This window comes from Ruegeria meonggei (genome assembly GCF_042768335.1).
GTDB classification, from domain to species: Bacteria; Pseudomonadota; Alphaproteobacteria; order Rhodobacterales; family Rhodobacteraceae; genus Ruegeria; species Ruegeria meonggei.
Genome location: NZ_JAXHBT010000001.1, coordinates 3,696,620 through 3,719,591, shown reverse-complemented (window position 1 = coordinate 3,719,591; position 22,972 = coordinate 3,696,620). Strand labels below are relative to the sequence as shown.

Below are 22,972 nucleotides of genomic sequence, written 5' to 3'. Positions count from 1 at the left end.
CGCTTCAGAACGTTCGGTAGTATTGTTGTAACTCTTGCATGATCTGAGCACGCTCTGTTTCCAAACTCATAATGCTACTCTGGCCCTCCTCATTCAAATCACTATATGTAGTCTCGTTGAATTCTGGATCTTTCAGATGTTGCCGCAGAGGAAGAACCCGACAGCGAGACGAAAGGTCGCCCAAGCGCTTCTGGATCGGTGCCATGGCGGGGTTAGACAACATGCGCTCCGCTGCTTGACTTGCTTGAGACCCGACCTCGCTCAATACGTCACTAAGCCTCGTCTCGGATTTATTGGGTATTTCCGAAATAGATCCCCTGAGCGCGGCAACCGCTTGAATTGCGTCGATCACGCTGGTGTCCGTGCCCTGTGTCGCTTCCCCTGAAAACAAATAATCGTCGATTGAGTAGTTCTCCCCTGTTTGTTTAAACTTGGCGAGTTTGCCCCCTAATTTGTCGTCAGATATGAACTTCAAAAATGTTGCCGGGGGCCTTCCACCGTCGATCATTAGCCCTTCAAGTTCAGAAAGTGAGCCAGTGTCTCGGTAAGTGCCAAGGGCTCGTACAAATACATCGCGATATGCCTGCAGTGTAGTAGCAACTGATGTCCAGTCAGGGCGAAAGCCAATCACCTGAATAGCGAGGACGATTTCCTTGTTCAGATGCGGGTTGATCTTGCGTTGAAGAGTGTAGTTATTGATAAATCGTTTGAATTCCCGCGGGTTAAACCCACTTTCAGTCGTCAGTTCCGCAACGAACGGCCGCACCGTTTTCTCGAGCTCCCTCTTCTGTGGTGCCTTCAGACCAGCCCCATTGATAATGTTTGTCAAAAGATCGTTTGTTTCGGATACGTTGACAGGCGGGAAACTGAATTGCACCTGAAAGATCTTTTGTAGATATCGTTCACCCGTCAGTCTGGTCGCGGTGGCGGACTTTTCGCCGGAGAACTTTGAGTAACGGTGTTCGATGGCCAATTCGACTACGTCCCGGTCCAAGCCGGCAACAAATACGAAGCCAGACAAATCGAAAAACAGCTTCATTGATTCAAGGACTTCAAGGGTCTTCTCTGGCAAGCAACGATCAAGGTCATCTACGAAGACCACGATTTTTGACGCACCCATCTTGGAGAATGCTGCAAACGCAGCCTGCAACGCATTGAAACTTGCGTGATAAAAAGATCGCGGCGTTCGTGCCTCAATGTCTTTCTCGTCCAGTTTTTCCGCTGCAGTCAGAGCTTTGTTCGCATCAAAAGAAAACTCCGCAAAGCCTGGGATTTTTGCTTTTGCCGACAATCCTGCCACCAGGCTAGAAGTCACGCCACCAATCACCCGGGCCAATTTGATCGCCGCGTTCTTGGCTTGGCCCTTGCTTGTCCTGTCAGACCATTTCAGAACGCCTTCCCGTATCACATCGAGCATTGGTACCAGCAGATGCTCTTCTTTTTCGTAACGCCACGCAGAGAACCAGACTGAGGCGTTCAAATTGGGATCAAGCCTCGCGTCGATAGCCCGCATCAGAGTGGTTTTTCCTGATCCCCAACTTCCATAAACCGCGATAGCAAAGCGTGGTTCGGACACCGTTACGATCTGAGCAAAAGTGTCGGCCAATCGACCAAAATCGAGCGCCAGATTTTCAACCTCTGGCACGTCAAGGAGCAATTTGAAGTTGGCGGTCGCATCAACTGTCAAGAGGTTGGCCCATCGCTCAATTCCAGATCGTCGTCAATTCCGCATTAAACTTCCAGAAGGGCCTTATTGCAATTGTACAGTTTCCAGGACCCCCTTTGAGTTTTCAATGTCGACACCAAACGCGTTCTGCGAACTTGGCTAGTGTCCAGCTTTGCTTTCACGACGAAGGCGGGCGGCGAGCGCAGCATTGATCAGTTGCTTGATGTAGGCTTACAGCCACTGATAATGATCGGATTCTGACCCAAATAGTACCATCACACTCTAAATTCAGCACCAGTTCTTCGGAACGGCACTCAACTTTGGTTTTGAAGGAAACGTGTGAATTGTGAGTCCTTACAGTGTCGAACGTTCACCATAGTTCTGGCACAACTGTGACAGTTGAGGACCGGTCAGCATGAACGCGATCACTGCCGCAATAAGGCTCTTCGCTCTACAAAGGGTCGCTGACGTACTTATAGCAACTGTCACTAGTCAAAGCCGACACTCGTGTAAATTGCGGCATTACGCACCATGGGCTCAACCCTGCAATTGTTTCGCGGTACGGTGCAGGTTCACCGGCGAGAGCGCATGCAAAGTGGTACGAACCAGCCATTCAGCGTGCGGCCTTCTTTGTCTGAGTTCGCAATTCGCCTAACGCAGGTAGAAACACCTCTGCTGCAAAGGCGTTAAACGAGCGTGGCGACGTGCCGGTGGTTTTCTCGACATTGCCGGTTGTGAAGTTACCCCAATCCGATGCGTAGGCTTGTCCGTAATCTCTGGCCAACGCGGCCGGCCAGTCGCCCCATCCCATGCCCTCGGTCTTAGAATAGATGTCTTCAGGCGATATCGGTTGATATGCGGTTGGTTTGCCACGCAAATCGCTCAAAACAATTGCCACATCAAAATAGCTGAGTGTTTCGGGCCCTGTCAGTTCAAACACTTCACCGTCCCATTGATCTGAAAGAGTACAATCCACAGCGCAAGCCGCGACGTCGCGGGTGTCAATCATCCCCATGCGACCTCTGCCCATTGCAAATGAAAACTGCCCCTGTTGACTAATTTGATCTGCAGCCATGAAGAGGCTTTGCATGAACAGATTGGGTCGCAGTATGACATATCCAATGCCGCTTTTGATAAGGTCCGTCTCGGTTTTTCCATGCGTTCGAGTGTTGTTAGTCGGCCCGTCCGGGTCGGCCTTGATCGTGGATATTCTGACAATCCTATTCACGTTCGCAGCGCGAGCCGCACAGATTGAATTTAAGGCCTGGATTTCTGCCGAGGCGTTGGCAGATGTAATCAGGATGACAGTTTCAACATCCGCCATTGCAGTAGCCAAAGCCGCCTCATCTTCAAATGAACCGACCAAGGGCGTTGCGCCCTGGGCTTCAACCTGTCCGACTTTGTTCGGGTCGTGCACCAATGCACGGGCTTCGGACACGCCACGTTCGGCAAAAAGCCGAAGAACTTCAGAGCCGATTGTGCCAGTGGCACCTGTTACAAGAAATGTCATCCGGCCACCTCGGCCCAAATGGCAAGTTCGTTTCCGTTAGGATCAGCGAAGTGGAATCGTCTTCCCCCTGGAAAGCTGTAGATATCGCGGATGATCTTTGCTCCTGCTGCCTTGACCTCGGCAAGAGTTTTTTCCAGATCATCTGCGAATAGAATAATCAATGCGCCGGGAGCTTGCGCTGGATTTCCGTCTTCGCGATTGAAGCCACCTTCAAGACCCGCGCCACTAAAACTAAATTAGTTTTGCCCCCATTCCTGAAACTCCCATCCAAAGACGGTTTCATAAAACCGCCTTGTTTCAGCAGGCTCAGTTAGCGGAAACTCGACGTAGTTGATCGTTTTGTTTATGTGGGGCATCAGGCGATCCTCGTTAATGTGCAGGTCACACTAATGCTTCCATTTTTCAAAGAAATAGGAAAAATTGAAAGCCAAATCCCATATTTTGAAGTTATACTATGCAGCTGGATGCCATCGCAGTATTCGCAGAAGTCGCCCGTTTGAATAGCTTTACCGAGGCCGGGCGCGCCCTAAATGCTCCGCTGTCTACAGTCAGTCGCAAAGTGTCCGAGCTTGAAGCCAACCTGAACACGCGCCTGATTGATCGCAGCAAACGACAGATCAGGCTGACAGACGCCGGAGAAACTTATTATGACCTCTGTCGCAAAGGACTGGAGACGCTTGCCCATGCCAACAGGGTAATGAATGATCGCCATACTGACACAGCCGGAACCGTCACAATCACAATGCCGCCAAATCTGTGTGAGCCAGTATTTCTCAATGCGATCGAGACCTTCCAACTGCGTTACCCAAAGGCGCAGCTGCGAGTGCTGGTATCTGAGCGCATGTTGGATCTTGTTGACGATAAAATCGATCTCTCATTTCGGGTGGCGGCACCAACCCAACCGGACTTGATCTCTCGGACAATCATGCGGCATCGACATCGGCTGGTTGCGACACCAAGTTACGCAGCAGTAAATGCCCTCCCGGTCAAGCCAAGTTGCTTAGCGGATCATAGGCGCATAGGGTTTGGGTTCGGTTCAAAACGGGAAGTCACGTGGTCTTTGTCAAAGGGCACGAAAACTGCGAACATCAGCTTCGAACCCGAACTTGCTATCAACGACTACGCGGCAATAAAGGCTGCCGTACTTGCAGGCCAAGGCATCGCTGAGTTGCCGGAACCGTTGTGCCAAGATATGCTTCAAGCGGGCAAACTGGTCGAGGTCATGCCAGACTGGCGCTTTCCTGAAATCAAGCTTTTTGCCGTCCATGCGGGTAACGCATCGTTGCCCAAGCTCGCTCGGCTCCTTCTCGATATCGTCGTTTCAGACATCAAAATGTAGGCTCAGCCCGCAGGCCTCAGTCCATTGATTTTCGGAAAGCGGTCGTTCGCTGCTACCCCGCTTTTCTACACATCAGAGCCCCCACCGGCCTTATGCAAATCCAGCGCTGTCCAAGTTGAACTGATCCGTGGATCTGACATTCCGATAGTTGATAAAAACCTCTCGTCACCATGATGCTGTTGTCCGGGTTTGTGGGGACGGGTACGACGCGGAAGCACCCGAAGCATTCGTCACCCAAAACGAAATTGCTATCACCGGGCGCAGGGAATTCCGCGGCACAAAAACCGTTTGCATCCGCGACCCTGACCGCAAAGGGCTGGAGCTTGTCGGCCCCGGTCCATCCGTTGCGCAACTGATCGCCAAACACGTCCACTCAGAATAGACGGCCGCGGGGTTGATTTGGAAAGAACGAGGGTTTTCTCTCAGGCCAGTTTAGAACGTGCCCGTATGCCCTCTTGATCGGGTCGAACTGGCACACATGATCCGCAAAGGTCAACACATGCCCAAACTCTGTCCGTTTCGTCAATTCGCGCAATTGGTCGTTTAAGACGCTGGACCGGAGAGATCACTTCGACCAGTTAGTACTTCGCAACAGATCCAAAGTGGTTTGCCAGATGATCTATCAAAGCTCGAACCCGGGCAGTCAGATGACGATTGGGCGGGTAGAGCGCATAGAGGCCAAAGTTCTCTGTCTCGTATTCATGAAAGAGTTGTTCAAGTGTTCTGTCCTCGAGGTTCTGCGCCACCACGTAATGCGGGCAGCGCGCAATTCCGAGGCCTGCAATCGCCATGTTGGCAATTGCTGCCGGTGCGTTGGCATGGAAGGCGCCGGCGACTTTGACCACAAAGTCCCGTTTTCCAGTCCGGAACCTCCATGCAGTTGCGTTAACCGGGTTTTCGTCGACAAGGCAGTTGTGGGTGGCAAGCGCCATCGGATCACCCGGCCTCCCCCGCGCGGTCAAATAATCTGGTGACGCACAGACAATAAGCGGCATATCCGCAAGTTTTTTCGCGATGAGCGTCGAATCCCTTAGCACTCCCACTCTGACGGCGAGATCGAACCCTTCTTCAACTAAAGCCACTCTGGAATCCGAAAGTTTGAGTTCGATATCAACGGTCGGATGTGCCAGCATGAACGGAGCCAGGGCTTGTGTCAGGTTGGTGCTGCCGAACCCGGTTGGTGCGGTGATCCGGATCGGACCCGCCAGCGCGGATTGTCTTTCCTGCACCAGCTCGTCCAGCTCGTCGACTTGTTCGACAATAGGGCGGCACCGTTCAAGATAAGCCACCCCTACATCCGTCAGAGAGACACTTCTCGTTGTTCGGTTGAACAGCTGGGTTGAAAGTCTGCTTTCCAACTGCGCTACGTATTTACTGACCAACTTGGTCGAGAGACCAAGACGTTTCCCTGCCGCTGTGAACGAACCTTCTTGGGCGACGGCCATAAAGGCTCTCATCGTATCAATTGTGTCCATTGCCCTGCTCCTTCGCCTCATTGACGCTTGGTTCATTATACCCATTTTGTTCACAGCCATTGAATAAATTAGGTCATTATAAATGAAACGGTCCTTTGGCATGTTTGTTCCAGTGAGCAGATGTACCGCAACAGTGCTCACCCAGAAAAACCCTCCGAAAGGAAAAAACCATGCCAAGCGCTATCCGTATTCACCGCCATCCACTTTCCGGTCACTCTCACCGGGTCGAGCTTTTCGCCAAATTTGGCGGCATCAATCACGAACTGGTTGATGTCGATCTGCTATCTGGCGAGCACAAGAAAGAACCATTCTTGTCCCTGAACCCGGCCGGACAAGTGCCGGTCATCGAAGACGGCGACACCGCCATCTCCGACTCCAATGCCATTCTGGTCTACCTCGCCCGCAAATATGCCCCCGACTGGTTACCCACCGACCCCGTCCTCGAGGCCGAGGTGCAGAAGTTCCTGTCGCTGGCCGCCGGGGATATTGCCCACGGTGCAGCAACTGCAAGGCTGGTCACTGTCTTTGGCGCTCAATTGGACGCAGAGCGTCCCAAGGCAGTGGCCAAATCCGCATTTGATCGTCTCGAAACGCATCTGGACGGGCGTGACTGGCTGGTTGGCACCACTCCGACAGTCGCGGATGTCGCGATATACAGCTACACGGCACATGCGCCTGAGGGGAACGTTTCGCTTGACGATTACCCCAATATCCGGGGGCTGTTGTCGCGTGTCGAGGCTTTGCCGGGTTTCGTGCCCATGCAAAGCACCAAAGTAGGTCTGGCTGCCTAGAGAACCAAAGCGCCCGGGCTGATAACCGGGCGCACATTTATCTTCCCTTGTTTTCCACAATGACATCACGACCCCAGGAGAAATCCCATGTCCGACATTGACCCGCGTGACTACAGTGCCTCCCCGTTTCACAACGGCGAACAGTTGGCTCAAGCGCGGCTGGGTGTCCGAGATATCGAAGACTGGGCACGGCAAGTTATTCGCGACTACCTGCCCGAACAACACCGCAACTTTCATACTGCTCTTCCGTTCCTGGTGGTCGCGGCCCGGGATGAACAAGACAGGCCCTGGGTCACGCTGTTGGAAGGGCCAGATGGATTTATCACTGCGCCGGACAACAAAACGCTGTCCATCGACGGGTTGCCCACCCGCGGAGATGCGTTGCACGGTGCCATTCTGCCCGGAAGCGATGTTGGTATTCTCGGAATCGAATTGGCGACCCGTAGACGAAACCGCGTCAACGGGCGTGCCGCAGAAGTTACCTCTGCAGGTTTCGATTTTTGTGTCGACCAGAGTTTCGGCAATTGTCCGCAATACATTCGAGAAAGAAAGTGGCACCGGCTGGATAACTTTGTTCCAGGCCAGTCAATCAGAGGCCAACGCCTCACGAACGAGCAGAAACAATGGGTTTCGTCTGCCGACACATTTTTCATCGCAAGCGGCTATCGCGGAGAAGGCGAAAGCCCGACTTATGGGATGGATGCCTCTCATCGCGGCGGCGACCGCGGCTTCGTCCAGGTTCTGGATGACGGGAGGCTGAGGTTCCCCGACTACGCTGGCAACAACCACTTCAACACAATTGGCAATATTCTCCTTGATCCGAAGGCCGGCTTTCTCTTTGTCGATTTCACCAGCGGCAGCTTTCTTCAATTAACCGGCAGGGCATCCATCGACTGGGACAGCGAAGAACTATCGAGATTTCCCGGTGCGCGCCGGCTGTTGACGTTAGAGATCGACGAGATTGTCGAGACCCGCTCCGCGGTCAGCCTCAGATGGAGCTCAGATGCGGGTTCGGTTCGGTCGCTCCGGCTTGTCGAAAAGACGCCAGAAAGCGCCGATGTCACCTCTTTCATCTTTGAAGCGCGGGATGGAGGGATCTTGACAGGATTTGAACCCGGCCAGCATCTTCCGATCGAACTTGAAATTCCGGGGATCAACGAGCCAGTCAGTCGGACATACTCGCTGTCCAACGGCCCCGATCAATATCGCTATCGTATCTCCGTAAAACGTGAGCGGAAAGGCATCGCTTCGCAGTTCCTTCATGATCACCTCGAAATTGGTGCAATCATAAACAGCCGTCGGCCATCCGGAGATTTCGTGATGACTTGCAATAAGTGCCCATTGGTGCTGGTCAGCGCCGGCGTCGGTGTCACGCCGATGATGAGTATACTGCACGCGGTTGCGAAGGAACGTAGTGACTGCCCGGTCTGGTTTGTTCACGGAGCGAGAGACGGCGAACACCATCCTCTGGCTGAGGAAGTTCGCGATCTGGCGTCCACGCGGTCGGTTTTCACCGTGCATGTCGCCTATAGCCAACCCGCACCCGGTGACCGAATTGGAACCGATTATGACAGTCATGGGCGCATCGATGGGGCATTACTGGCGCGGCTGATCAACAATGTCGATGCCCATTACTTCATCTGTGGGCCTGTGAAATTCATGGGTGAGTTGCAGACCGACCTGGAAAGCCGTGGCGTATCCCCAGAGCACATTCATACCGAAAGCTTTGGCCCTGCCGGGTGATCTGGTGTGACGATGGCTAAGGCTCTCGCTTCAGGAGTTTCCAACCATCGCGGGGACATCAGGGCCTCGATCGATCCGCACGGCCGTCAAAGCAACGCTTGGAAGAAGGAGAATTCCCATGGACCACAAAGTTTGTTTAATCACAGGCGTCGGTGACGGAACCGGCGCTTCTGTCGCCCGCCGGTTTGCGCGGGACGGGTATCGCGTCGCCATGTTGGCGCGCAACCCTGAGCGTTTGGCGGACCTTGAAAACGAGCTTCCGGGCTCGAAGGCTTTTGCGTTCGATTTGGAGGATCTTGACCAACTTGTCAGTGTTTGCCGTCAGGTGAAGGAAAAGATGGGGGTGCCTGAGGTGATTGTTCATAACGCTGTACGCGCCACCTTCAAACCCTTTACAGAGGCAGATCCTGAAGAATTGGAGCGTAACTTCCGCGTCAACACCACGAGCCTGCTATACATGGCACGCGAACTGACCCCGGCAATGGTCGAGCGCGGCAGTGGTGCCATCATCATCACCGGCAACACGGCAGCCCTTCGCGGTGTCCCGAATTACGCTCTCTTCGCGCCGACAAAAGCGGCGCAGCGGATCTTTGCACAGTCACTGGCCCGCGAATTGGGGCCAAAGGGCATCCATGTGGCTTATGTCGTGATTGATGCTGCGATCGACACGCCATGGACCCGCGTGCCCTTCAATCCGGATATGCCGGAAGAGTTTTTCAGCAAGCCCGACGCCATCGCTGCTGAGGTGTTCCATATCGCCCATCAAGATCGGTCTACCTGGTCGTTTGACGTAGAACTGCGCCCATATGGAGAAAAATGGTGAACCAAAGGTAAGCTGTCGTGTAACCAATGAAACTCAGGCTGAAAAGCCGGCTATCCGCAAAAACTGTGCGGTTTTCTGCGTAAGCGATTGCTGTAGTAACGGCAGCAAAAGGCCCAAAACAGACAATCGGATAAAAAAACGCCCCTGAACAGGTCGGAGGCGTTTTCTTTTTTCTTCGCAAAAGCGCTTAACCGCGCTCTTCGATGATCTCTACCAGATGCGGGATCTTGTTGACCATGCCGCGGACCGAAGGAGTATCTTCCAGCTCACGGGTTTTGTGCATCTTGTTCAGGCCCAGACCGATCAAGGTTGCGCGCTGTTCGGCGGGGCGGCGGATCGGAGAACCGATCTGCTTGATGACGATGGTTTTTGCCATGGCTCGCTCTCCTTATGCTTCTGCTTCAGCAGCAGCCGGTGCTTCGTCCCGCTTGGGCAGGATGTCAGCAACCTTTTTGCCACGACGCTGTGCAACCGAACGCGGGCTCTGCTCTTTGGTCAGGCCGTTGATGGTTGCGCGGATCATGTTGTACGGGTTCTGCGAGCCCAGCGACTTGGACACAACGTCCTTCACGCCCAGCATTTCGAACACGGCACGCATCGGACCACCGGCGATGATACCGGTACCTTCAGGTGCGGTACGCATAACCACTTTACCGGCGCCGTGACGGCCTTCGATATCGTGGTGCAGGGTCCGACCTTCGCGCAGCTGCACGCGGATCATCTGACGCTTGGCTTGTTCGGTCGCCTTGCGGATGGCCTCGGGTACTTCTTTCGCTTTACCCTTGCCAAAGCCGACACGGCCTTTCTGATCGCCAACAACCACCAGAGCGGCGAAGCCAAAGCGCTTACCACCTTTTACGGTTTTCGACACGCGGTTGATCGCAACCAGGCGATCTGCAAATTCCGGTGCTTCGTCACGGTCGCGACGATTGCCACGACGGTTATCACGTTCTGCCATTTTGGCATCCCTTTTACTGTGGCGCTATTGACGCCGTTTGTTCAATCCAAGTGAGCCCCGACTGCTGCCGAGGCCCCCGGATCATCGGGGCGGATCGAAACCCGCCCGCAAGTCTTAGATCTTCAGACCACCTTCACGCGCAGCGTCGGCAACTGCCTTCACCTTGCCGTGGAACAGGAAGCCACCACGATCGAAATAGGCCTCTTCGACGCCTGCCTTCTTGGCACGCTCGGCGATGGCCGCGCCCACTTTCGTGGCCGCTTCGACGTTGTTCTTGCCAACGATACCCAGGTCTTTTTCCAGGCTCGAGGCCGAGGCCAGGGTCACGCCGCGCACGTCGTCGATCAGCTGAACAGAGATGTTCTTGTTCGAACGGTGTACCGACAGGCGCACGCGCCCCGCGTTGACCTTGCGAAGTTTGTTCCGAACGCGCAGGCGGCGCTTCAGAAACAGGGTTCTTTTGCTGTTTGCCATTGTTTGCGTCCTTACTTCTTCTTGCCTTCTTTGCGGAAGATGAACTCGCCCTTGTAGCGGATGCCTTTGCCCTTGTAGGGCTCGGGACGGCGCCAGTCGCGGATTTTCGCCGCCACTTCGCCCACCTGCTGCTGGTCGTTACCTTCCACAATGATCACGGTCTGCTTCGGCGCGGTGATGGTGACACCTTCCGGAGCAACGAAATCAACGTCGTGGCTGTAGCCCAGGTTCAGCTTCAGGGTGTTGCCCTGCATCTGAGCCCGGTAACCAACACCCTGGATCTCCAGCTCTTTTTTGAAGCCGTTGGTCACGCCTTCAACCAAGTTTGCGACCATAGTGCGGCTCATGCCCCACTGCTGTCGCGCGCGCTTGGACATGCCGCGAGGGTTGATCTGAACCACGTTGTCTTCAACCGACAAAGTTACATCGTCAGTTGCGGTGAAGCTGCGGGCGCCTTTCGGGCCTTTGACTTCGATGGTCTGGCCGGAAACCGAGGCAGTTACGCCACTGGGCAGTTCGACCGGACGTTTACCAATACGAGACATTGACAGACCTCCTTAGAAGACGGTGCAGAGCACTTCGCCGCCAACATTGTTGGAGCGTGCGTTCTGGTCCGACATCACACCTTTCGGAGTGCTGACAATCGACACACCCAGACCCTGACGGACCTGCGGGATGTCATTGACGCCCATGTAAACGCGACGACCGGGTTTGGAAACCCGCTTGATCTCGCGAATAACAGGAGTGCCTTCGTAGTATTTCAGGCTGATTTCGATGGCCGGATGACCGTTTTCACCAGTCATGCTTTCGTAGCCACGGATGTAACCTTCGTCCGCCAGCACGTCCAGAACCCAACCACGCAGCTTGGAAGCCGGAGTGGAAACGGTGGACTTGCCACGCATTTGCGCGTTGCGGATACGGGTGAGCATATCGCCGATAGGATCGTTCATATCATTCTCTCCCTTACCAGCTCGATTTCACCATGCCGGGGATCTGACCAGCAGAACCCAGCTCGCGCAGCGCGATACGGCTGACCTTCAGCTTACGGTAGTAAGCGTGGGGACGACCGGTCAGCTGACAACGGTTGTGCAGACGAGTTGCCGAGCTGTTGCGCGGCAGTTTGGCCAGTTTCAGACGCGCTTTGAAACGCTCTTCCATCGGCTTGCTTTCGTCATTCGCGATTTCTTTAAGCTCGGCACGCTTTGCGGCATATTTGGCCACCAGGCGTTCACGCTTCTTCTCGCGTTCGATCATTGCTTTTTTAGCCATGTCTCTATCCTCCCGGCGCTCAGGCGTTGAACGGCATGTTGAACGCTTTCAACAGTGCCTTGCCTTCAGCGTCGGTTTTCGCTGTGGTGGTGATTACGATATCCATGCCCCAGACCTCGTCGACTTTGTCGAAGTCGATTTCCGGGAACACGATGTGCTCTTTCATGCCCATGGCAAAGTTGCCACGACCATCGAAAGACGGCTTTACACCGCGGAAGTCACGAATACGCGGCATCGCGATGGTGATCAGGCGATCCAGGAATTCGTACATCCGGTCACCGCGCAGGGTCACTTTCGAACCCAGCGGCATCTCTTCCCGGACGCGGAAGCCCGCGATCGACTTTTTCGCCAGCGTCGCAACGGCCTGTTGGCCAGCAATCGCTGTCAGATCCGCAACAGCCGCTTTGGCCTTTTTGGAATCACGAACAGCTTCTGCACCACAACCGATGTTCAGAACGATTTTTTCCAGCTTGGGCAGCTGCATGTCGTTCTTATAGCCAAACTCTTCTTTCAGAGCGGCACGGATGGTTTCAGCGTACTGAGCTTTCAGACGCGGGGTATAGTTTGCGGTATCAAGCATCGATCACGTCCCCCGTGGTCTTGGCGAAACGCACCTTCTTGTCACCTTCCATGCGGAAGCCAACGCGGGTTGCTTTGCCATTCTTGTCCAGCAGAGCCAGGTTTGACAACTCGATCGGGTTTGCCTGAGGCAGGCGACCACCTTGCGAGTTCTGAGTCTGGCGAGTGGCACGGATCGCGATGTTCACGCCATCAACAACTGCTTTACCGGCAGATGGGTTGACCGAGGTAATAGTCCCCTCTTTGCCCTTGTCCTTGCCGGCCAGCACGACGACCTTGTCGCCTTTGCGGAGTTTAGCAGCCATGGTTACAGCACCTCCGGAGCAAGCGAGATGATTTTCATGAAGTTCTTGCCACGCAGTTCACGAACAACGGGGCCAAAGATACGTGTACCTACGGGTTCGTTGTTGTTGCCAAGGATGACGGCGGCGTTGCGATCAAAACGGATCGCGGTGCCATCTTCGCGACGGACTTCTTTTGCGGTGCGTACGACGACGGCCTTACGGACGTCACCTTTCTTTACGCGGCCGCGTGGGATGGCTTCCTTCACCGAGACGACAATGATGTCGCCAACGGAGGCGTATTTACGCTTGGAACCACCCAGGACCTTGATGCACTGAACTCGGCGTGCGCCGGAGTTGTCAGCGACATCCAGATTGGTCTGCATCTGGATCATGTGGTTTCTCCCGACCTGTGGGGGCTGGTCTGGTTAGATCCCCCAGGGTTTCGACTAATGGAAAATCCCGGAGGCTTACGCTTCCAGAACTTCCCAACGTTTCGTCTTCGATTTCGGCGCGCATTCGATGATGCGGACTGTGTCGCCGACCTTGAAGGCGTTCTTTTCGTCATGAGCCCGGTATTTTTTGGACTTACGAACGGTTTTGTGCAGCAGCGGGTGCTTGAAGCGGCGTTCAACCGAAACGGTTACGGTCTGCTCGTTTGCGTCGCTGGTTACGGTGCCGGACAGGATACGCTTGGGCATCTGATTACTCCTCGGATGCCGCGGAAGCGGCCTTTTCGTTCAGAATGGTTTTGACGCGGGCAGCGTTGCGGCGGGCCGCTTTGATGCCGGCGGTGCTTTCCAGCTGACCGGTTGCCTGTTGAAAGCGCAGGTTAAAGCTTTCTTTCTTCAGGTTGGCCAGTTCCTCGCGGAGCTGGTCCGGGGTCTTGTCACGCAGTTCTTGGGCGTTCATCGCCTTTTTCCTTTGCTCAAAACACCAGAAGGCCCCGTGTCAGGGTCACCTTTGACCTGGTGGATGAATGATAGACATACGAATCCCCCGACTCGGCCGGGGGACACGCAAGATGCCGCTCTATAGGGGGTTAGCTGGTGGGTGGCAAGGGAAAGTTAGAGGCTTATTCAGTATTCGAACAACTGCCTTAACCCAGACGACCATTCAACGTCGTTTTGTCGGCATCCAGATACCTTGCCCACTACTAAGATGCACGCCCAATCCGCATTCCTTTTGATCTCGCAACCATCGGCCCCTTAGTGTCGAGGGCTATTATTGTTTGCAACTTGAGTAACGAGGGATTTCATGAAGTTATCTAAGCTATCTGTTTTCACGTTCGCCACACTGGTAACCGCAACGCTTGCTTCGGCCGCACCTGATGGGAAGTGGACGCTGACCATTAATTCCAGCCGGCCCTGGAAAATGGATGTCGCCATTGCCAACGATACTCCGCAGGTTCTTCCCGGTCATGGGATTACACCGGAAGGCATCGCCATTCGAAAAGTGACAGATGATCGAATTCAGTTCGACGCAACAATTTCCAAACAGGGAAGCTGTTCTTCGGGCAGCGTGATGAAGTTTGATCTCAAGTTCAAAAACGGAGCGTACAAATCGGGGTCGGTCAATGGAAATTGCATCGGTTTTCCAAAATTCCGCGCACGCGTGTCTGCAAAGTAGGGCGCAAAAAAACGCGGCCCTGTTTGCACAGGACCGCGTCTTAAACTGTCAAAGTCTGAAAGACTTACGCCAGCGCGATGTTCACAGCGGACTCACGACCGTCACGGCCGGGCTCGATGTCGAATGTCACTTTCTGGTCGTCGGCCAGGCCGGTCAGACCCGAGCGCTCAACAGCAGAAATGTGTACAAACACATCTTTGCCACCGGTCTCAGGTGCGATGAAGCCAAAACCTTTAGTTGCGTTGAACCATTTTACGGTGCCATTAGCCATATCCGTAATCTCCTTTAAAATGCTGCCCGCGGAATTGCGGCAGCGCGGCGTAGTCGTCTGGATCGAAAGACTGAACGCCGAGAATCGGGAGACAGTGGTCGAAAAAGAAAAACGTTAGCGCCCCTGACATCGTCTAAGATGGACTAAATATCAAGACCTTTTGGCAAACGATGTGAAAAAGGGTTGCATACAGCGATGCCTGATCCAACCCTTATTGCCTGAAAACAAAGAGGATGCCGCCTTCGGCTACCCTCTTCGTCGGCGTTTTTTCGCCCAGATGGTTTTCCAAGGGCAAGCGACACCTCGTCTTGGTCTCGACTAAGGTGCACTGATTCGAGTCCCTCGATTGTCGTCCGCGTGGGCGGCGGATCAAGCGTCCTTTTCTTGCATTTTCCGAACCATGTTCAGGCGCATGCGATGCGGCAGGAAAGGCAGGACCCAGTTCAAGGTAAAGGCCAGAGATTTTTCATTGATGACGTTCAGCTTGCCCGCCATCATCGCGTCATAACCGATCTTGGCGACGCCCGCTGGCGTCATGCCTTTCTGCGAGGCCAGTTTCGTGCCGTCCAGATCGGCCCGCGCGGCAAACTCTGTCGGAACATATCCGGGCTCAAGCGCCGTAACGGTCACGCCTGTGCCACGCAGTTCTTCGGCCAGCGCCTGGCTGAAGTTCGAGACATAGGCCTTGGTGGCAAAATAGGTCGCCTGCAACGGACCGGGCATATATGAGGCAGTCGAACTGACATTGAGGATTTTGCCGCCCCCTGCTGCAACCATGTCCTTGCCGAACATATGGCAGAGCGAAACCAACGCTTCGACGTTCAACCGGATCATATCGAGATCTTCAGACAGGTCCCGATCCAGAAACGCGCCGCGACCGCCGAACCCAGCGTTGTTGATCAGGTAATCGACCTTAACTCCGGCGGCCTTGACGGCGTCATACAGTTTTGCCGCCCCGCCTTCGGCCCCCAAATCCAGAGCGATGACCGTCACGGTAACGCCATGTTTGGATTCCAATTCAGATTTTAGCTCTTCAAGAGCCTCGGCACGACGGGCAGTGATGATGACGTCACCGCCTTGTGCAGCGTGATAGCGTGCAAATTCGCGTCCGATCCCTGACGATGCGCCGGTGACGAGTGCCGTTTTGGTCATGAAACCCTCCGTTCAGGTCATGTAATGTTGTAGCGCATTCAGCGCTGGAAGGACCGCGATTTAGCCCCAGCTGTAGTTGAAGCTGACACTAATCCGTTCGTCCTCAGACATGTTCATGGGCACTTCATGGCGCAACCAACTTTCCCAAAGCAACACGTCCGCAACGTCAGGTTTCAAATAGATGAACGGCTGCAACTCCCGCCGCCCGGTCTTGAGGCGCGTCGGTGCGGCCATCATCCGACCGGATCGCGGGTCTTCCAGCTTTAGCGCACTGGCTCCTTGGGGCATTGCCACATAGGTCGTGCCCGAGATCACGCTGTGCGGGTGCAGGTGGCTGGAGTGCATCCCACCCTCTGGCAGGATGTTGATCCAGATGTCTTCCAGCTTCAGCTCGCCCTCACCCAGATCAAACTCCAGGTCTTTGGCAAAAGCCGCGACGTGGCTGTCCAGCACTTTCACCAGATCAGCAAAGATCGGGAACCGCCAGGGCAGATCAGTCAAAGAGGCATAGCTGGTGTATCCGGGATAGCCGTTCTCCTCACACCAATCTTGCCCGGCCTCATCATCCTCGGCGATAACAAGACAGGAGCTTTCCAACTCTTCCGGGTCGATCTTGGGATCGAATTCGGACAAGGCGGCGCGATAGAGGCGGGTCACGAAGAGTGATTCAATCTGTGGCATGTGGCTGTCATACAGCAGCCCATTGTCAGATGCGAGAGCAGGTCAATATCCCGTGATTATTCCCCTTCGTTGAGCCAACTGCAAACTGCTAGCTTTGTTTTGCAGGCGAGAGTGCCTGCAGGACTGGTAGGAGGGAAGCTTTGTCGATTTTGAAAAAGGGCCTAACAGGCGCACCGGTAAAACGCTTGCAGGAAAAGCTGGGAATTGGTGCGGATGGCATATTCGGCCCCGGGACTGAACAAGCGGTTCGGGATTTCCAACAATCCGCAGGGTTGGGTGTGGACGGTATTGCAGGCCCCGACACGTTTTCAGCGTTGGGGCTACATGAATTGGTTTTGTTACGACAGGGGTCGCGCGGGGCAGCGGTCAAGAAACTGCAGGAAGGTCTTGGCATCGGTGCCGACGGGGTCTTCGGCCCTGGCACAGCCGCGGCCGTAGCGGAATTTCAACAGGAAAACAGCCTGGATGCAGATGGCATGGCCGGCCCGGAAACGCTGGCGAAAATGTCTGGCTTTACCGAGATAACCGCAGAGACAGTTCAAAAAGCCGCTGTGCAACCAGATGAGGCGCATTTTGAAAGTGAACCGCTTCCAGAAATAAGTGGTAGCGACGTCGTGGCCGGAAATGCCGTCGAAGTCCCGGAAGAAAAATCCGTCTGGGGCAAGGTAAAAGGCTGGTTCTCATAATCAAAAGAAAAAACCCCCGCCGGTTTCCCGACGGGGGTCAATCTTGTCACGGTCGGGGTCGCCCCCAATCGCTTACCAGTCTTCGCGAACCACGACGCGGGTCTTGATCGGCAGCTTCATCGCAGCCAGGCGCAGGGCCTCACGTGCGATGTCGTCATTGACGCCGTCGATCTCGAACATCACGCGGCCAGGCTTGACCTTGCATGCCCAGCGGTCGACCGAACCTTTACCTTTACCCATACGAACTTCGATCGGCTTTGCAGTGACCGGAGTGTCGGGGAAGATGCGGATCCAGACACGGCCCTGACGCTTCATGTGACGCGTCATGGCACGACGTGCAGCCTCGATCTGGCGTGCAGTTACACGCTCAGGCTCAAGAGCTTTCAGACCATAGGTGCCAAAGTTCAGATCAGAGCCGCCTTTGGCTTCACCCTTGATCCGGCCTTTGTGCATCTTGCGGAATTTAGTACGCTTTGGTTGAAGCATATCTTTCCCTCCTTAGCGACGACCGCCACCAGCACCACGAGGTGCAGGGCCGTCCTGGAGTTCCTGTGCTTTACGGTCACGTGCCTGCGGATCGTGCTCCATGATCTCACCTTTGAAGATCCAGACCTTGATCCCGATGATCCCATAGGGGGTCATCGCTTCGGCTTGTGCGTAATCGATGTCGGCGCGCAGCGTGTGCAAAGGCACACGGCCTTCGCGGTACCACTCGGTCCGTGCGATTTCAGCGCCGCCCAGACGGCCAGCGACGTTCACCCGGATACCCAGAGAGCCCATACGCATGGCGTTCTGAACCGAACGCTTCATCGCGCGACGGAACGAAACCCGGCGCTCCAGCTGCTGAGCGATGGACTCGGCAACCAGCTGCGCGTCAAGCTCGGGCTTGCGCACTTCGACGATGTTCAGGTGCAGTTCGCTGTCTGTCATCAGGGCGATTTTCTTGCGCAGAACTTCGATGTCCGCGCCTTTCTTGCCGATGATAACGCCCGGACGTGCAGTGTGGATCGTAACGCGGCACTTTTTGTGCGGACGTTCGATGATCACACGGGCGATGCCGGCTTGCTTGCACTCTTTGTTGATGAACTCACGGATCTTCAGATCTTCCAACAGAAGATCACCGTAGTCCTTGGTATCTGCGTACCAGCGGCTGTCCCAGGTGCGGTTCACCTGCAGGCGCATGCCGATCGGATTGACTTTATGTCCCATTAGGCTTGCTCCTCAACTTGACGCACCTTGATGGTGATCTCCGAGAACGGCTTCAGAATCTTGCCGAACCGACCACGGGCCCGCGGGCGACCGCGTTTCATGATCAGGTTCTTACCAACCCAGGCTTCGGCGACGATCAGCTCGTCAACGTCCAGGTTGTGGTTGTTCTCGGCGTTGGCGATTGCGGATTGCAGGCACTTCTTGACGTCCTGCGCGATACGCTTGTTCGAGAACGTCAAGTCGGTCAGAGCCTTCTCAACTTTCTTGCCGCGGATCATCTGCGCAACCAGGTTCAGTTTCTGCGGGCTGGTACGGAGCATGCGGGTTTTCGCCATTGCTTCGTTTTCGGCCACGCGGCGGGGGTTCTTTTCCTTGCCCATGACTTACTTCCGCTTCGCTTTTTTGTCTGCGGCATGACCGTAATAGGTCCGAGTTGGCGAATACTCACCGAACTTCTGACCGATCATGTCTTCCGAGACGTTGACGGGGATATGCTTCTGGCCGTTGTACACACCAAAGGTCAGCCCCACAAACTGGGGCAGAATGGTGGAACGACGCGACCAGATCTTGATAACTTCGTTGCGGCCCGACTCGCGCGCTGCTTCGGCTTTTTTAAGCACATAAGCATCGACGAAAGGACCCTTCCAAACAGAGCGAGACATAGATTAACGTCCCTTCTTCTTGGCGTGCCGCGAGCGGATGATCAGCTTCTGGGACGCTTTGTTTTTGTTGCGGGTACGCTTACCCTTGGTGTCCTTACCCCAAGGCGTAACCGGTGTACGGCCACCCGAAGTACGACCTTCACCACCACCGTGCGGGTGATCGATCGGGTTCATAGCGACACCACGAACCGACGGACGCACGCCCTTGTGGCGCATACGACCGGCTTTACCGAGGTTCTGGTTGGAGTTGTCGGGGTTCGACACGGCACCAACGGTGGCCATGCATTCCTGACGGACCATGCGCAGCTCGCCCGAGCTCAGACGGATCTGAGCGTAGCCGCCATCGCGGCCAACGAACTGAGCGTAAGTACCGGCCGCACGTGCGATTTGACCACCTTTACCAGGCTTCATCTCGATGTTGTGGACGATGGTACCAATTGGCATGCCCGAGAACGGCATTGCGTTGCCCGGCTTGATGTCAGCCTTGGCGGATGCCACGACTTTGTCACCAACAGCCAGACGCTGCGGAGCCAGGATGTATGCCTGCTCGCCGTCTTCGTATTTTACCAGTGCGATGAATGCGGTCCGGTTCGGGTCATATTCGATCCGTTCAACGGTTGCCGCGACATCAAATTTATTCCGTTTGAAGTCAACGATCCGGTAGAGACGCTTTGCGCCACCGCCGCGGCGGCGTGAAGTGATCCGTCCGGTGTTGTTCCGGCCGCCCGATTTGGTCAAACCCTCAGTGAGAGACTTGACCGGACGTCCTTTCCAAAGCTCCGAACGGTCGATCAGCACCAGCCCGCGCTGGCCCGGCGTCGTCGGCTTGTACGACTTGAGTGCCATGCTTTCTGTCTTCCGTTTAGCAAGTGCGGGGTGTTCCCCGCTATGTGATAGGCCCCCGTAGGTGCCAAAGGTATAGGGCCCCGAAGGTCCCCGGTTTCAAATATCATAGGCCCCGGAACGAATCCGAGGCCGCAAGATTGGGTGCATTTAGCAGTGTTGGGGGTGGGTGTCTATAGAAATCAAGAACATTATATATGTGCCTCACTACCCTTTTTTCCCTGATCGAAGGAGCGCTTTTAGAACCTATTGTTGGTTCGCATAACAATTAGCGTTTTTGAGTGAGAAACTCATGCCTCAGGAGTGTTTCGCTTGCTGAATCGTACGCGCTTTGTGGCGTGTACACAGACCGGCGCGCGCTGACAAATACTAGAAACAACCTGACCCGCATTTCTAGTTCGGCACCCTCAAATCCAATAGCCTCAAAAACCCCCTTCACAAACTCATATCGCCTGCGATCGACTTCTTTCAGGGCTTCGGCCACGACGGCGTCCTGAGCCGCCCAAGATCGGAAAGCAATATCAAATTGATCAAGTCCTTCTGACTCTACATATTGCGTTAACGACAACAGGCGCTCTGACGCTGAAGCCTCGGACGTATTGACATCGTTGATGACCGACTCCGTAAACTCCTTGGACCAGTAGTCGATCAGCGCCCGAACAAACTCATCACGGTTTTTGAAGTGGTGGTAAAAGCTGCCCTTCGTAACTCCCAGGTTTTTGACGAGAGAGTCGATTCGCAGCCGTGCACCCCCCTCTGTCGCAAGGACATTAAGGGCTGTTTCTAACCATCTTTCACGGTCATATCTAGGAAGAGGCAGGGATTTTTCAGCGTCGCGCATGCCCTGTTTTTAAGCCAAAATTGCGTTCCGTCAAGGCGTACATACCAAAAAGTACTTTACAGACCATTAAGTATGGAGCATACCAAAAGGTATCTAATATACATATTCGAATGGATAGGATTTTTTGACCTCAAGGGGGATGTACGATGCCTAAGAAGCTTTTATCAGCAACGCTCGCGACAGCTTGCGTCATTGCCGCAACTGCAACTGCGCAAACCTGGGAAGAAAATCTTGCGGCCGGTGCTGCAACAACAGAGCAGAACCATCTCAACGTGCCCTTCACGCAAATGAAGAATATGAAGACAGCCTTCAGTTCGCCCGGAAACTGGCCAATATTTGAGAACCGAGGGCCACTAGATCGTTCGCCTACCGACAAGCCATCCAAAGTTCTGGTCATGGGAAGCGGCGACCCGAATCCCAACCCCTATCGTTATGGCCCGGCTCTGGCGGTAATCGTAAACGACTATCCCTATTTCATTGACGCTGGAGAAGGTTGGTGGCGCGCACTGGGTAAATCGGTTCAGTCTCAGGACGCAATGGATCTGGCAACGATCATGAACGTCCCGAACATCAAGTACATGTTCCTGACCCACCTGCACGAGGATCATACCGTTGGATTGCCGTCTTTCATTTTGAATCCGTTCAAATTCGGGTCGAACCTGGTCGTCGTCGACAAGAAAGTTTACGGCCCCGCCGGTGTCGACGAGATGATGGCCAGCATCAACGACGCATGGCGCATTGACCGCAACGAAATGGCACAAGGGTCGACAGTGCAGAAATTCGACGGCGCAACCGCAGTTGGGGTGCCGGTCTGGCCACATGTTGACGTCAACGGACGTAAGATTTTCGAAGATGACAATGTTCTGGTCGAGGCCTTCCCGACAGCGCATGGGTTTTTAGAGAACACCCATGCCTACAGGTTTACGACCAAACCCGACGGCCGTGTTCTCGTCTTTGGCGGCGACGGGCACTACTCGGAAGGCCTGGTGAATGCAGCCAAAGATGCTGACTTGCTATTTATCGAGGGCATTACCCGCAAGAATATCAAGTACGCACCTTGGGGCGGTGACTCCGAGGAAGAGAAAGTGAAGGTCATCGGCGCCTACCACATGTTCCCAAGCGACATGAAGAAGTTACAAGATGACAGCGGCGTCAAAGGAATCGTCATGGTTCATGTGCAGAACTACAACAGCCCTGAAGACTTTGACCGGCTCAGCGTTCTTCATGAGATGATCGACGAAGGCGTGGTCAACATCCTGCAGGCTTCGGACGGCGACCTCTACTAAACACGATCAGCGTGCCAAAAACAGCTTGGTACCAATCCTCACAAAGTAAGGCCCCTGCTAGCGCTGGGGCCTTTGTCGCTCCCAAAACGGGTCAACCTGAGACCGCCGGACACGTCGATGTGTGCTCCCCACTCTCAGGGTCACATCTGCTTTCTTGGTGTCTTCCCGCTTGCCCGACTGGCCTCGCACGATCACTTCTTGTCGCGCGCGGCTTTCTCTTCCTTGGTCAGTTTAGCGTTCCAGACATTCTTGCTCAGACCCAGCTCCGCAGGTGCGGGTTTGGTCTTGCCGACGCTGACTTTGCCACCTTTATCCAGGAACTCCTGAATAAGGGCGTCATCCGTAGTTTCTTTGGGGACATGTTTCATGAAGGCGAGCCTAACCGCATCACACGCTCGGGGCAACGGCTGCAAGGCCCACCGAAGCGGACGGTTAATGAACCCGGTCTTGAATCATAAGGTTCGCATATCCAATCCATGCTCTGCTCCAGATTGCCAACGCCAGAAGCGGCAGAGGTGTCAACACGCGGGCCCAAACGGACCAAGGGTTTGCATGTCGCAGCCAAACCTCGTCCTTCATGCCCATGAGACGTTCGGAAAATCGCGCTATGTCCATCTGTGCAACTCCTAAATCTACCTCTCCGAAAATGGGAGGGGTCGGATTGGTTGTGGTGTACGACGAGGCGCCGCCCCGCTCTTCAGTTGGTAAGCCGTCGGACATTGGCGTATGTCGCAGCGTCAAGAACATTGGTCTCGATGCTGACCTCGGTGCCGTTGCAGCAAAGCCCCCTTCCCCGCAAAAACT

32 protein-coding genes and 1 pseudogene are annotated in these 22,972 nt (G+C 54.7%); 7 read left to right on the top strand and 26 right to left on the bottom strand.

What is annotated here, in order from left to right; genetic code table 11:
- Window positions 1–4: 4 nt before the first annotated feature.
- The 3 genes and pseudogenes from SJY13_RS18440 to SJY13_RS18430 all read right to left on the bottom strand — a co-directional run.
- On the bottom strand, window positions 5–1,687 hold the full coding sequence (locus SJY13_RS18440; protein WP_377192972.1) for a KAP family P-loop NTPase fold protein: 1,683 nt from the start codon (window positions 1,685–1,687) through the stop codon (window positions 5–7).
- 592 nt (window positions 1,688–2,279) lie between these two features.
- Window positions 2,280–3,176 carry an NAD(P)H-binding protein gene (locus SJY13_RS18435; protein WP_377192970.1) on the bottom strand — a complete coding sequence of 299 codons (897 nt, stop codon included), beginning with the start codon at window positions 3,174–3,176 and terminating at the stop codon, window positions 2,280–2,282.
- Window positions 3,173–3,349, bottom strand: a pseudogene (locus tag SJY13_RS18430) (VOC family protein); the annotation flags it as partial. The gene SJY13_RS18435 and the pseudogene SJY13_RS18430, both read right to left, overlap by 4 nt.
- Before the next feature lie 281 nt (window positions 3,350–3,630).
- On the opposite strand from SJY13_RS18430, the gene SJY13_RS18425 reads away from it, so the two are divergent.
- Window positions 3,631–4,515 (top strand): LysR family transcriptional regulator, encoded by an 885-nt coding sequence (locus SJY13_RS18425; protein ID WP_377192968.1) that lies wholly within the window; start codon window positions 3,631–3,633, stop codon window positions 4,513–4,515.
- A 578-nt stretch (window positions 4,516–5,093) separates the two neighbouring features.
- Here SJY13_RS18425 and SJY13_RS18420 read toward each other — a convergent pair.
- A complete protein-coding gene (locus SJY13_RS18420) occupies window positions 5,094–6,167 on the bottom strand; it encodes a LysR family transcriptional regulator (RefSeq protein WP_377192966.1) in 1,074 nt (357 codons plus the stop codon).
- Here SJY13_RS18420 and SJY13_RS18415 point away from each other — a divergent pair.
- The 3 genes from SJY13_RS18415 (at window position 6,161) to SJY13_RS18405 (ending at window position 9,347) form a co-directional block, all read left to right on the top strand.
- A complete protein-coding gene (locus SJY13_RS18415) occupies window positions 6,161–6,781 on the top strand; it encodes a glutathione S-transferase family protein (protein WP_085823127.1) in 621 nt (206 codons plus the stop codon). The two genes, SJY13_RS18420 and SJY13_RS18415, sit on opposite strands and share 7 nt — an antisense overlap.
- Window positions 6,782–6,868: 87 nt before the next feature.
- A complete protein-coding gene (locus SJY13_RS18410; protein ID WP_377192964.1) occupies window positions 6,869–8,524 on the top strand; it encodes an FAD-binding oxidoreductase in 1,656 nt (551 codons plus the stop codon).
- A 118-nt stretch (window positions 8,525–8,642) separates the two neighbouring features.
- Window positions 8,643–9,347 (top strand): SDR family NAD(P)-dependent oxidoreductase, encoded by a 705-nt coding sequence (locus SJY13_RS18405; protein WP_377192962.1) that lies wholly within the window; start codon window positions 8,643–8,645, stop codon window positions 9,345–9,347.
- Window positions 9,348–9,534: 187 nt separating this feature from the next.
- Here the strand turns inward: SJY13_RS18405 and rpmD are convergent, their stop codons facing one another.
- The 11 genes from rpmD to rpmC all read right to left on the bottom strand — a co-directional run bounded on the left by rpmD (window position 9,535) and on the right by rpmC (window position 13,820).
- Window positions 9,535–9,723: a 50S ribosomal protein L30 gene (gene rpmD / locus SJY13_RS18400; protein ID WP_377192960.1), complete on the bottom strand. Its 189-nt coding sequence runs from the start codon at window positions 9,721–9,723 to the stop codon at window positions 9,535–9,537.
- A 12-nt stretch (window positions 9,724–9,735) separates the two neighbouring features.
- The gene (gene rpsE, locus SJY13_RS18395) at window positions 9,736–10,305 is read right to left on the bottom strand and encodes a 30S ribosomal protein S5 (RefSeq protein ID WP_085823132.1); all 570 of its coding nucleotides are present in this window, start codon (window positions 10,303–10,305) and stop codon (window positions 9,736–9,738) included.
- Window positions 10,306–10,419: 114 nt separating this feature from the next.
- The gene (gene rplR, locus SJY13_RS18390; RefSeq protein WP_085823133.1) at window positions 10,420–10,779 is read right to left on the bottom strand and encodes a 50S ribosomal protein L18; all 360 of its coding nucleotides are present in this window, start codon (window positions 10,777–10,779) and stop codon (window positions 10,420–10,422) included.
- A gap of 11 nt (window positions 10,780–10,790) precedes the next feature.
- Window positions 10,791–11,324 carry a 50S ribosomal protein L6 gene (gene rplF, locus SJY13_RS18385; RefSeq protein ID WP_085823134.1) on the bottom strand — a complete coding sequence of 178 codons (534 nt, stop codon included), beginning with the start codon at window positions 11,322–11,324 and terminating at the stop codon, window positions 10,791–10,793.
- Between the two features lie 12 nt (window positions 11,325–11,336).
- The gene (gene rpsH, locus SJY13_RS18380) at window positions 11,337–11,729 is read right to left on the bottom strand and encodes a 30S ribosomal protein S8 (protein ID WP_085823135.1); all 393 of its coding nucleotides are present in this window, start codon (window positions 11,727–11,729) and stop codon (window positions 11,337–11,339) included.
- Between the two features lie 13 nt (window positions 11,730–11,742).
- Window positions 11,743–12,048, bottom strand: a complete 306-nt coding sequence (rpsN, locus tag SJY13_RS18375; protein ID WP_010437098.1) for a 30S ribosomal protein S14 — start codon at window positions 12,046–12,048, stop codon at window positions 11,743–11,745.
- 19 nt (window positions 12,049–12,067) lie between these two features.
- Window positions 12,068–12,628, bottom strand: coding sequence for a 50S ribosomal protein L5 (gene rplE / locus SJY13_RS18370; protein WP_085823136.1), 561 nt, complete (start codon window positions 12,626–12,628; stop codon window positions 12,068–12,070).
- The gene (gene rplX, locus SJY13_RS18365) at window positions 12,621–12,932 is read right to left on the bottom strand and encodes a 50S ribosomal protein L24 (RefSeq protein ID WP_377192957.1); all 312 of its coding nucleotides are present in this window, start codon (window positions 12,930–12,932) and stop codon (window positions 12,621–12,623) included. Before rplX ends, rplE begins: the two co-directional genes overlap by 8 nt.
- A 2-nt stretch (window positions 12,933–12,934) precedes the next feature.
- Window positions 12,935–13,303, bottom strand: coding sequence for a 50S ribosomal protein L14 (gene rplN / locus SJY13_RS18360; RefSeq protein WP_085823138.1), 369 nt, complete (start codon window positions 13,301–13,303; stop codon window positions 12,935–12,937).
- A 75-nt stretch (window positions 13,304–13,378) separates the two neighbouring features.
- Window positions 13,379–13,609 (bottom strand): 30S ribosomal protein S17, encoded by a 231-nt coding sequence (gene rpsQ / locus SJY13_RS18355; RefSeq protein WP_085823139.1) that lies wholly within the window; start codon window positions 13,607–13,609, stop codon window positions 13,379–13,381.
- A 4-nt stretch (window positions 13,610–13,613) separates the two neighbouring features.
- Window positions 13,614–13,820, bottom strand: coding sequence for a 50S ribosomal protein L29 (rpmC, locus tag SJY13_RS18350; protein WP_085823140.1), 207 nt, complete (start codon window positions 13,818–13,820; stop codon window positions 13,614–13,616).
- A gap of 345 nt (window positions 13,821–14,165) precedes the next feature.
- Here rpmC and SJY13_RS18345 point away from each other — a divergent pair, with 345 nt between their 5' ends.
- Window positions 14,166–14,537, top strand: a complete 372-nt coding sequence (locus SJY13_RS18345; protein WP_377192955.1) for a hypothetical protein — start codon at window positions 14,166–14,168, stop codon at window positions 14,535–14,537.
- 64 nt (window positions 14,538–14,601) lie between these two features.
- Here SJY13_RS18345 and SJY13_RS18340 read toward each other — a convergent pair whose 3' ends face one another.
- From SJY13_RS18340 to SJY13_RS18330, 3 genes are all read right to left on the bottom strand, one after another.
- A complete protein-coding gene (locus tag SJY13_RS18340) occupies window positions 14,602–14,808 on the bottom strand; it encodes a cold-shock protein (protein WP_058283510.1) in 207 nt (68 codons plus the stop codon).
- Window positions 14,809–15,177: 369 nt separating this feature from the next.
- A complete protein-coding gene (locus SJY13_RS18335) occupies window positions 15,178–15,960 on the bottom strand; it encodes an SDR family NAD(P)-dependent oxidoreductase (RefSeq protein ID WP_377192953.1) in 783 nt (260 codons plus the stop codon).
- Window positions 15,961–16,020: 60 nt separating this feature from the next.
- Entirely contained in the window at window positions 16,021–16,641 is a 621-nt protein-coding gene (locus SJY13_RS18330; RefSeq protein WP_377192951.1) for a 2OG-Fe(II) oxygenase family protein, read from the bottom strand.
- Between the two features lie 140 nt (window positions 16,642–16,781).
- Between SJY13_RS18330 and SJY13_RS18325 the strand changes: the two genes are divergently transcribed.
- Window positions 16,782–17,327: a peptidoglycan-binding domain-containing protein gene (locus SJY13_RS18325; RefSeq protein ID WP_377192949.1), complete on the top strand. Its 546-nt coding sequence runs from the start codon at window positions 16,782–16,784 to the stop codon at window positions 17,325–17,327.
- 72 nt (window positions 17,328–17,399) lie between these two features.
- Here the strand turns inward: SJY13_RS18325 and rplP are convergent, their stop codons facing one another.
- The 6 genes from rplP to SJY13_RS18295 all read right to left on the bottom strand — a co-directional run bounded on the left by rplP (window position 17,400) and on the right by SJY13_RS18295 (window position 20,882).
- Window positions 17,400–17,813, bottom strand: a complete 414-nt coding sequence (gene rplP, locus SJY13_RS18320; RefSeq protein WP_085823145.1) for a 50S ribosomal protein L16 — start codon at window positions 17,811–17,813, stop codon at window positions 17,400–17,402.
- A gap of 12 nt (window positions 17,814–17,825) precedes the next feature.
- A complete protein-coding gene (rpsC, locus tag SJY13_RS18315) occupies window positions 17,826–18,536 on the bottom strand; it encodes a 30S ribosomal protein S3 (RefSeq protein WP_037311761.1) in 711 nt (236 codons plus the stop codon).
- The gene (rplV, locus tag SJY13_RS18310) at window positions 18,536–18,916 is read right to left on the bottom strand and encodes a 50S ribosomal protein L22 (protein ID WP_085823146.1); all 381 of its coding nucleotides are present in this window, start codon (window positions 18,914–18,916) and stop codon (window positions 18,536–18,538) included. The genes rpsC and rplV overlap by 1 nt, the downstream gene beginning before the upstream one ends.
- 3 nt (window positions 18,917–18,919) lie before the next feature.
- Window positions 18,920–19,198, bottom strand: coding sequence for a 30S ribosomal protein S19 (gene rpsS / locus SJY13_RS18305; protein WP_005980699.1), 279 nt, complete (start codon window positions 19,196–19,198; stop codon window positions 18,920–18,922).
- Window positions 19,199–19,201: 3 nt separating this feature from the next.
- A complete protein-coding gene (gene rplB, locus SJY13_RS18300; protein WP_008757664.1) occupies window positions 19,202–20,044 on the bottom strand; it encodes a 50S ribosomal protein L2 in 843 nt (280 codons plus the stop codon).
- Window positions 20,045–20,309: 265 nt separating this feature from the next.
- Window positions 20,310–20,882 carry a TetR/AcrR family transcriptional regulator gene (locus SJY13_RS18295; RefSeq protein ID WP_085823147.1) on the bottom strand — a complete coding sequence of 191 codons (573 nt, stop codon included), beginning with the start codon at window positions 20,880–20,882 and terminating at the stop codon, window positions 20,310–20,312.
- Between the two features lie 296 nt (window positions 20,883–21,178).
- Here SJY13_RS18295 and SJY13_RS18290 point away from each other — a divergent pair, with 296 nt between their 5' ends.
- Complete coding sequence (locus tag SJY13_RS18290) at window positions 21,179–22,168, top strand: MBL fold metallo-hydrolase (protein ID WP_377192946.1); 990 nt, start codon at window positions 21,179–21,181, stop codon at window positions 22,166–22,168.
- 191 nt (window positions 22,169–22,359) lie between these two features.
- Here the strand turns inward: SJY13_RS18290 and SJY13_RS18285 are convergent, their stop codons facing one another.
- Window positions 22,360–22,536, bottom strand: a complete 177-nt coding sequence (locus SJY13_RS18285; RefSeq protein ID WP_200818576.1) for a hypothetical protein — start codon at window positions 22,534–22,536, stop codon at window positions 22,360–22,362.
- 64 nt (window positions 22,537–22,600) lie between these two features.
- Window positions 22,601–22,747 carry a DUF6653 family protein gene (locus SJY13_RS18280; protein WP_377193710.1) on the bottom strand — a complete coding sequence of 49 codons (147 nt, stop codon included), beginning with the start codon at window positions 22,745–22,747 and terminating at the stop codon, window positions 22,601–22,603.
- Window positions 22,748–22,972 lie beyond the last annotated feature (225 nt).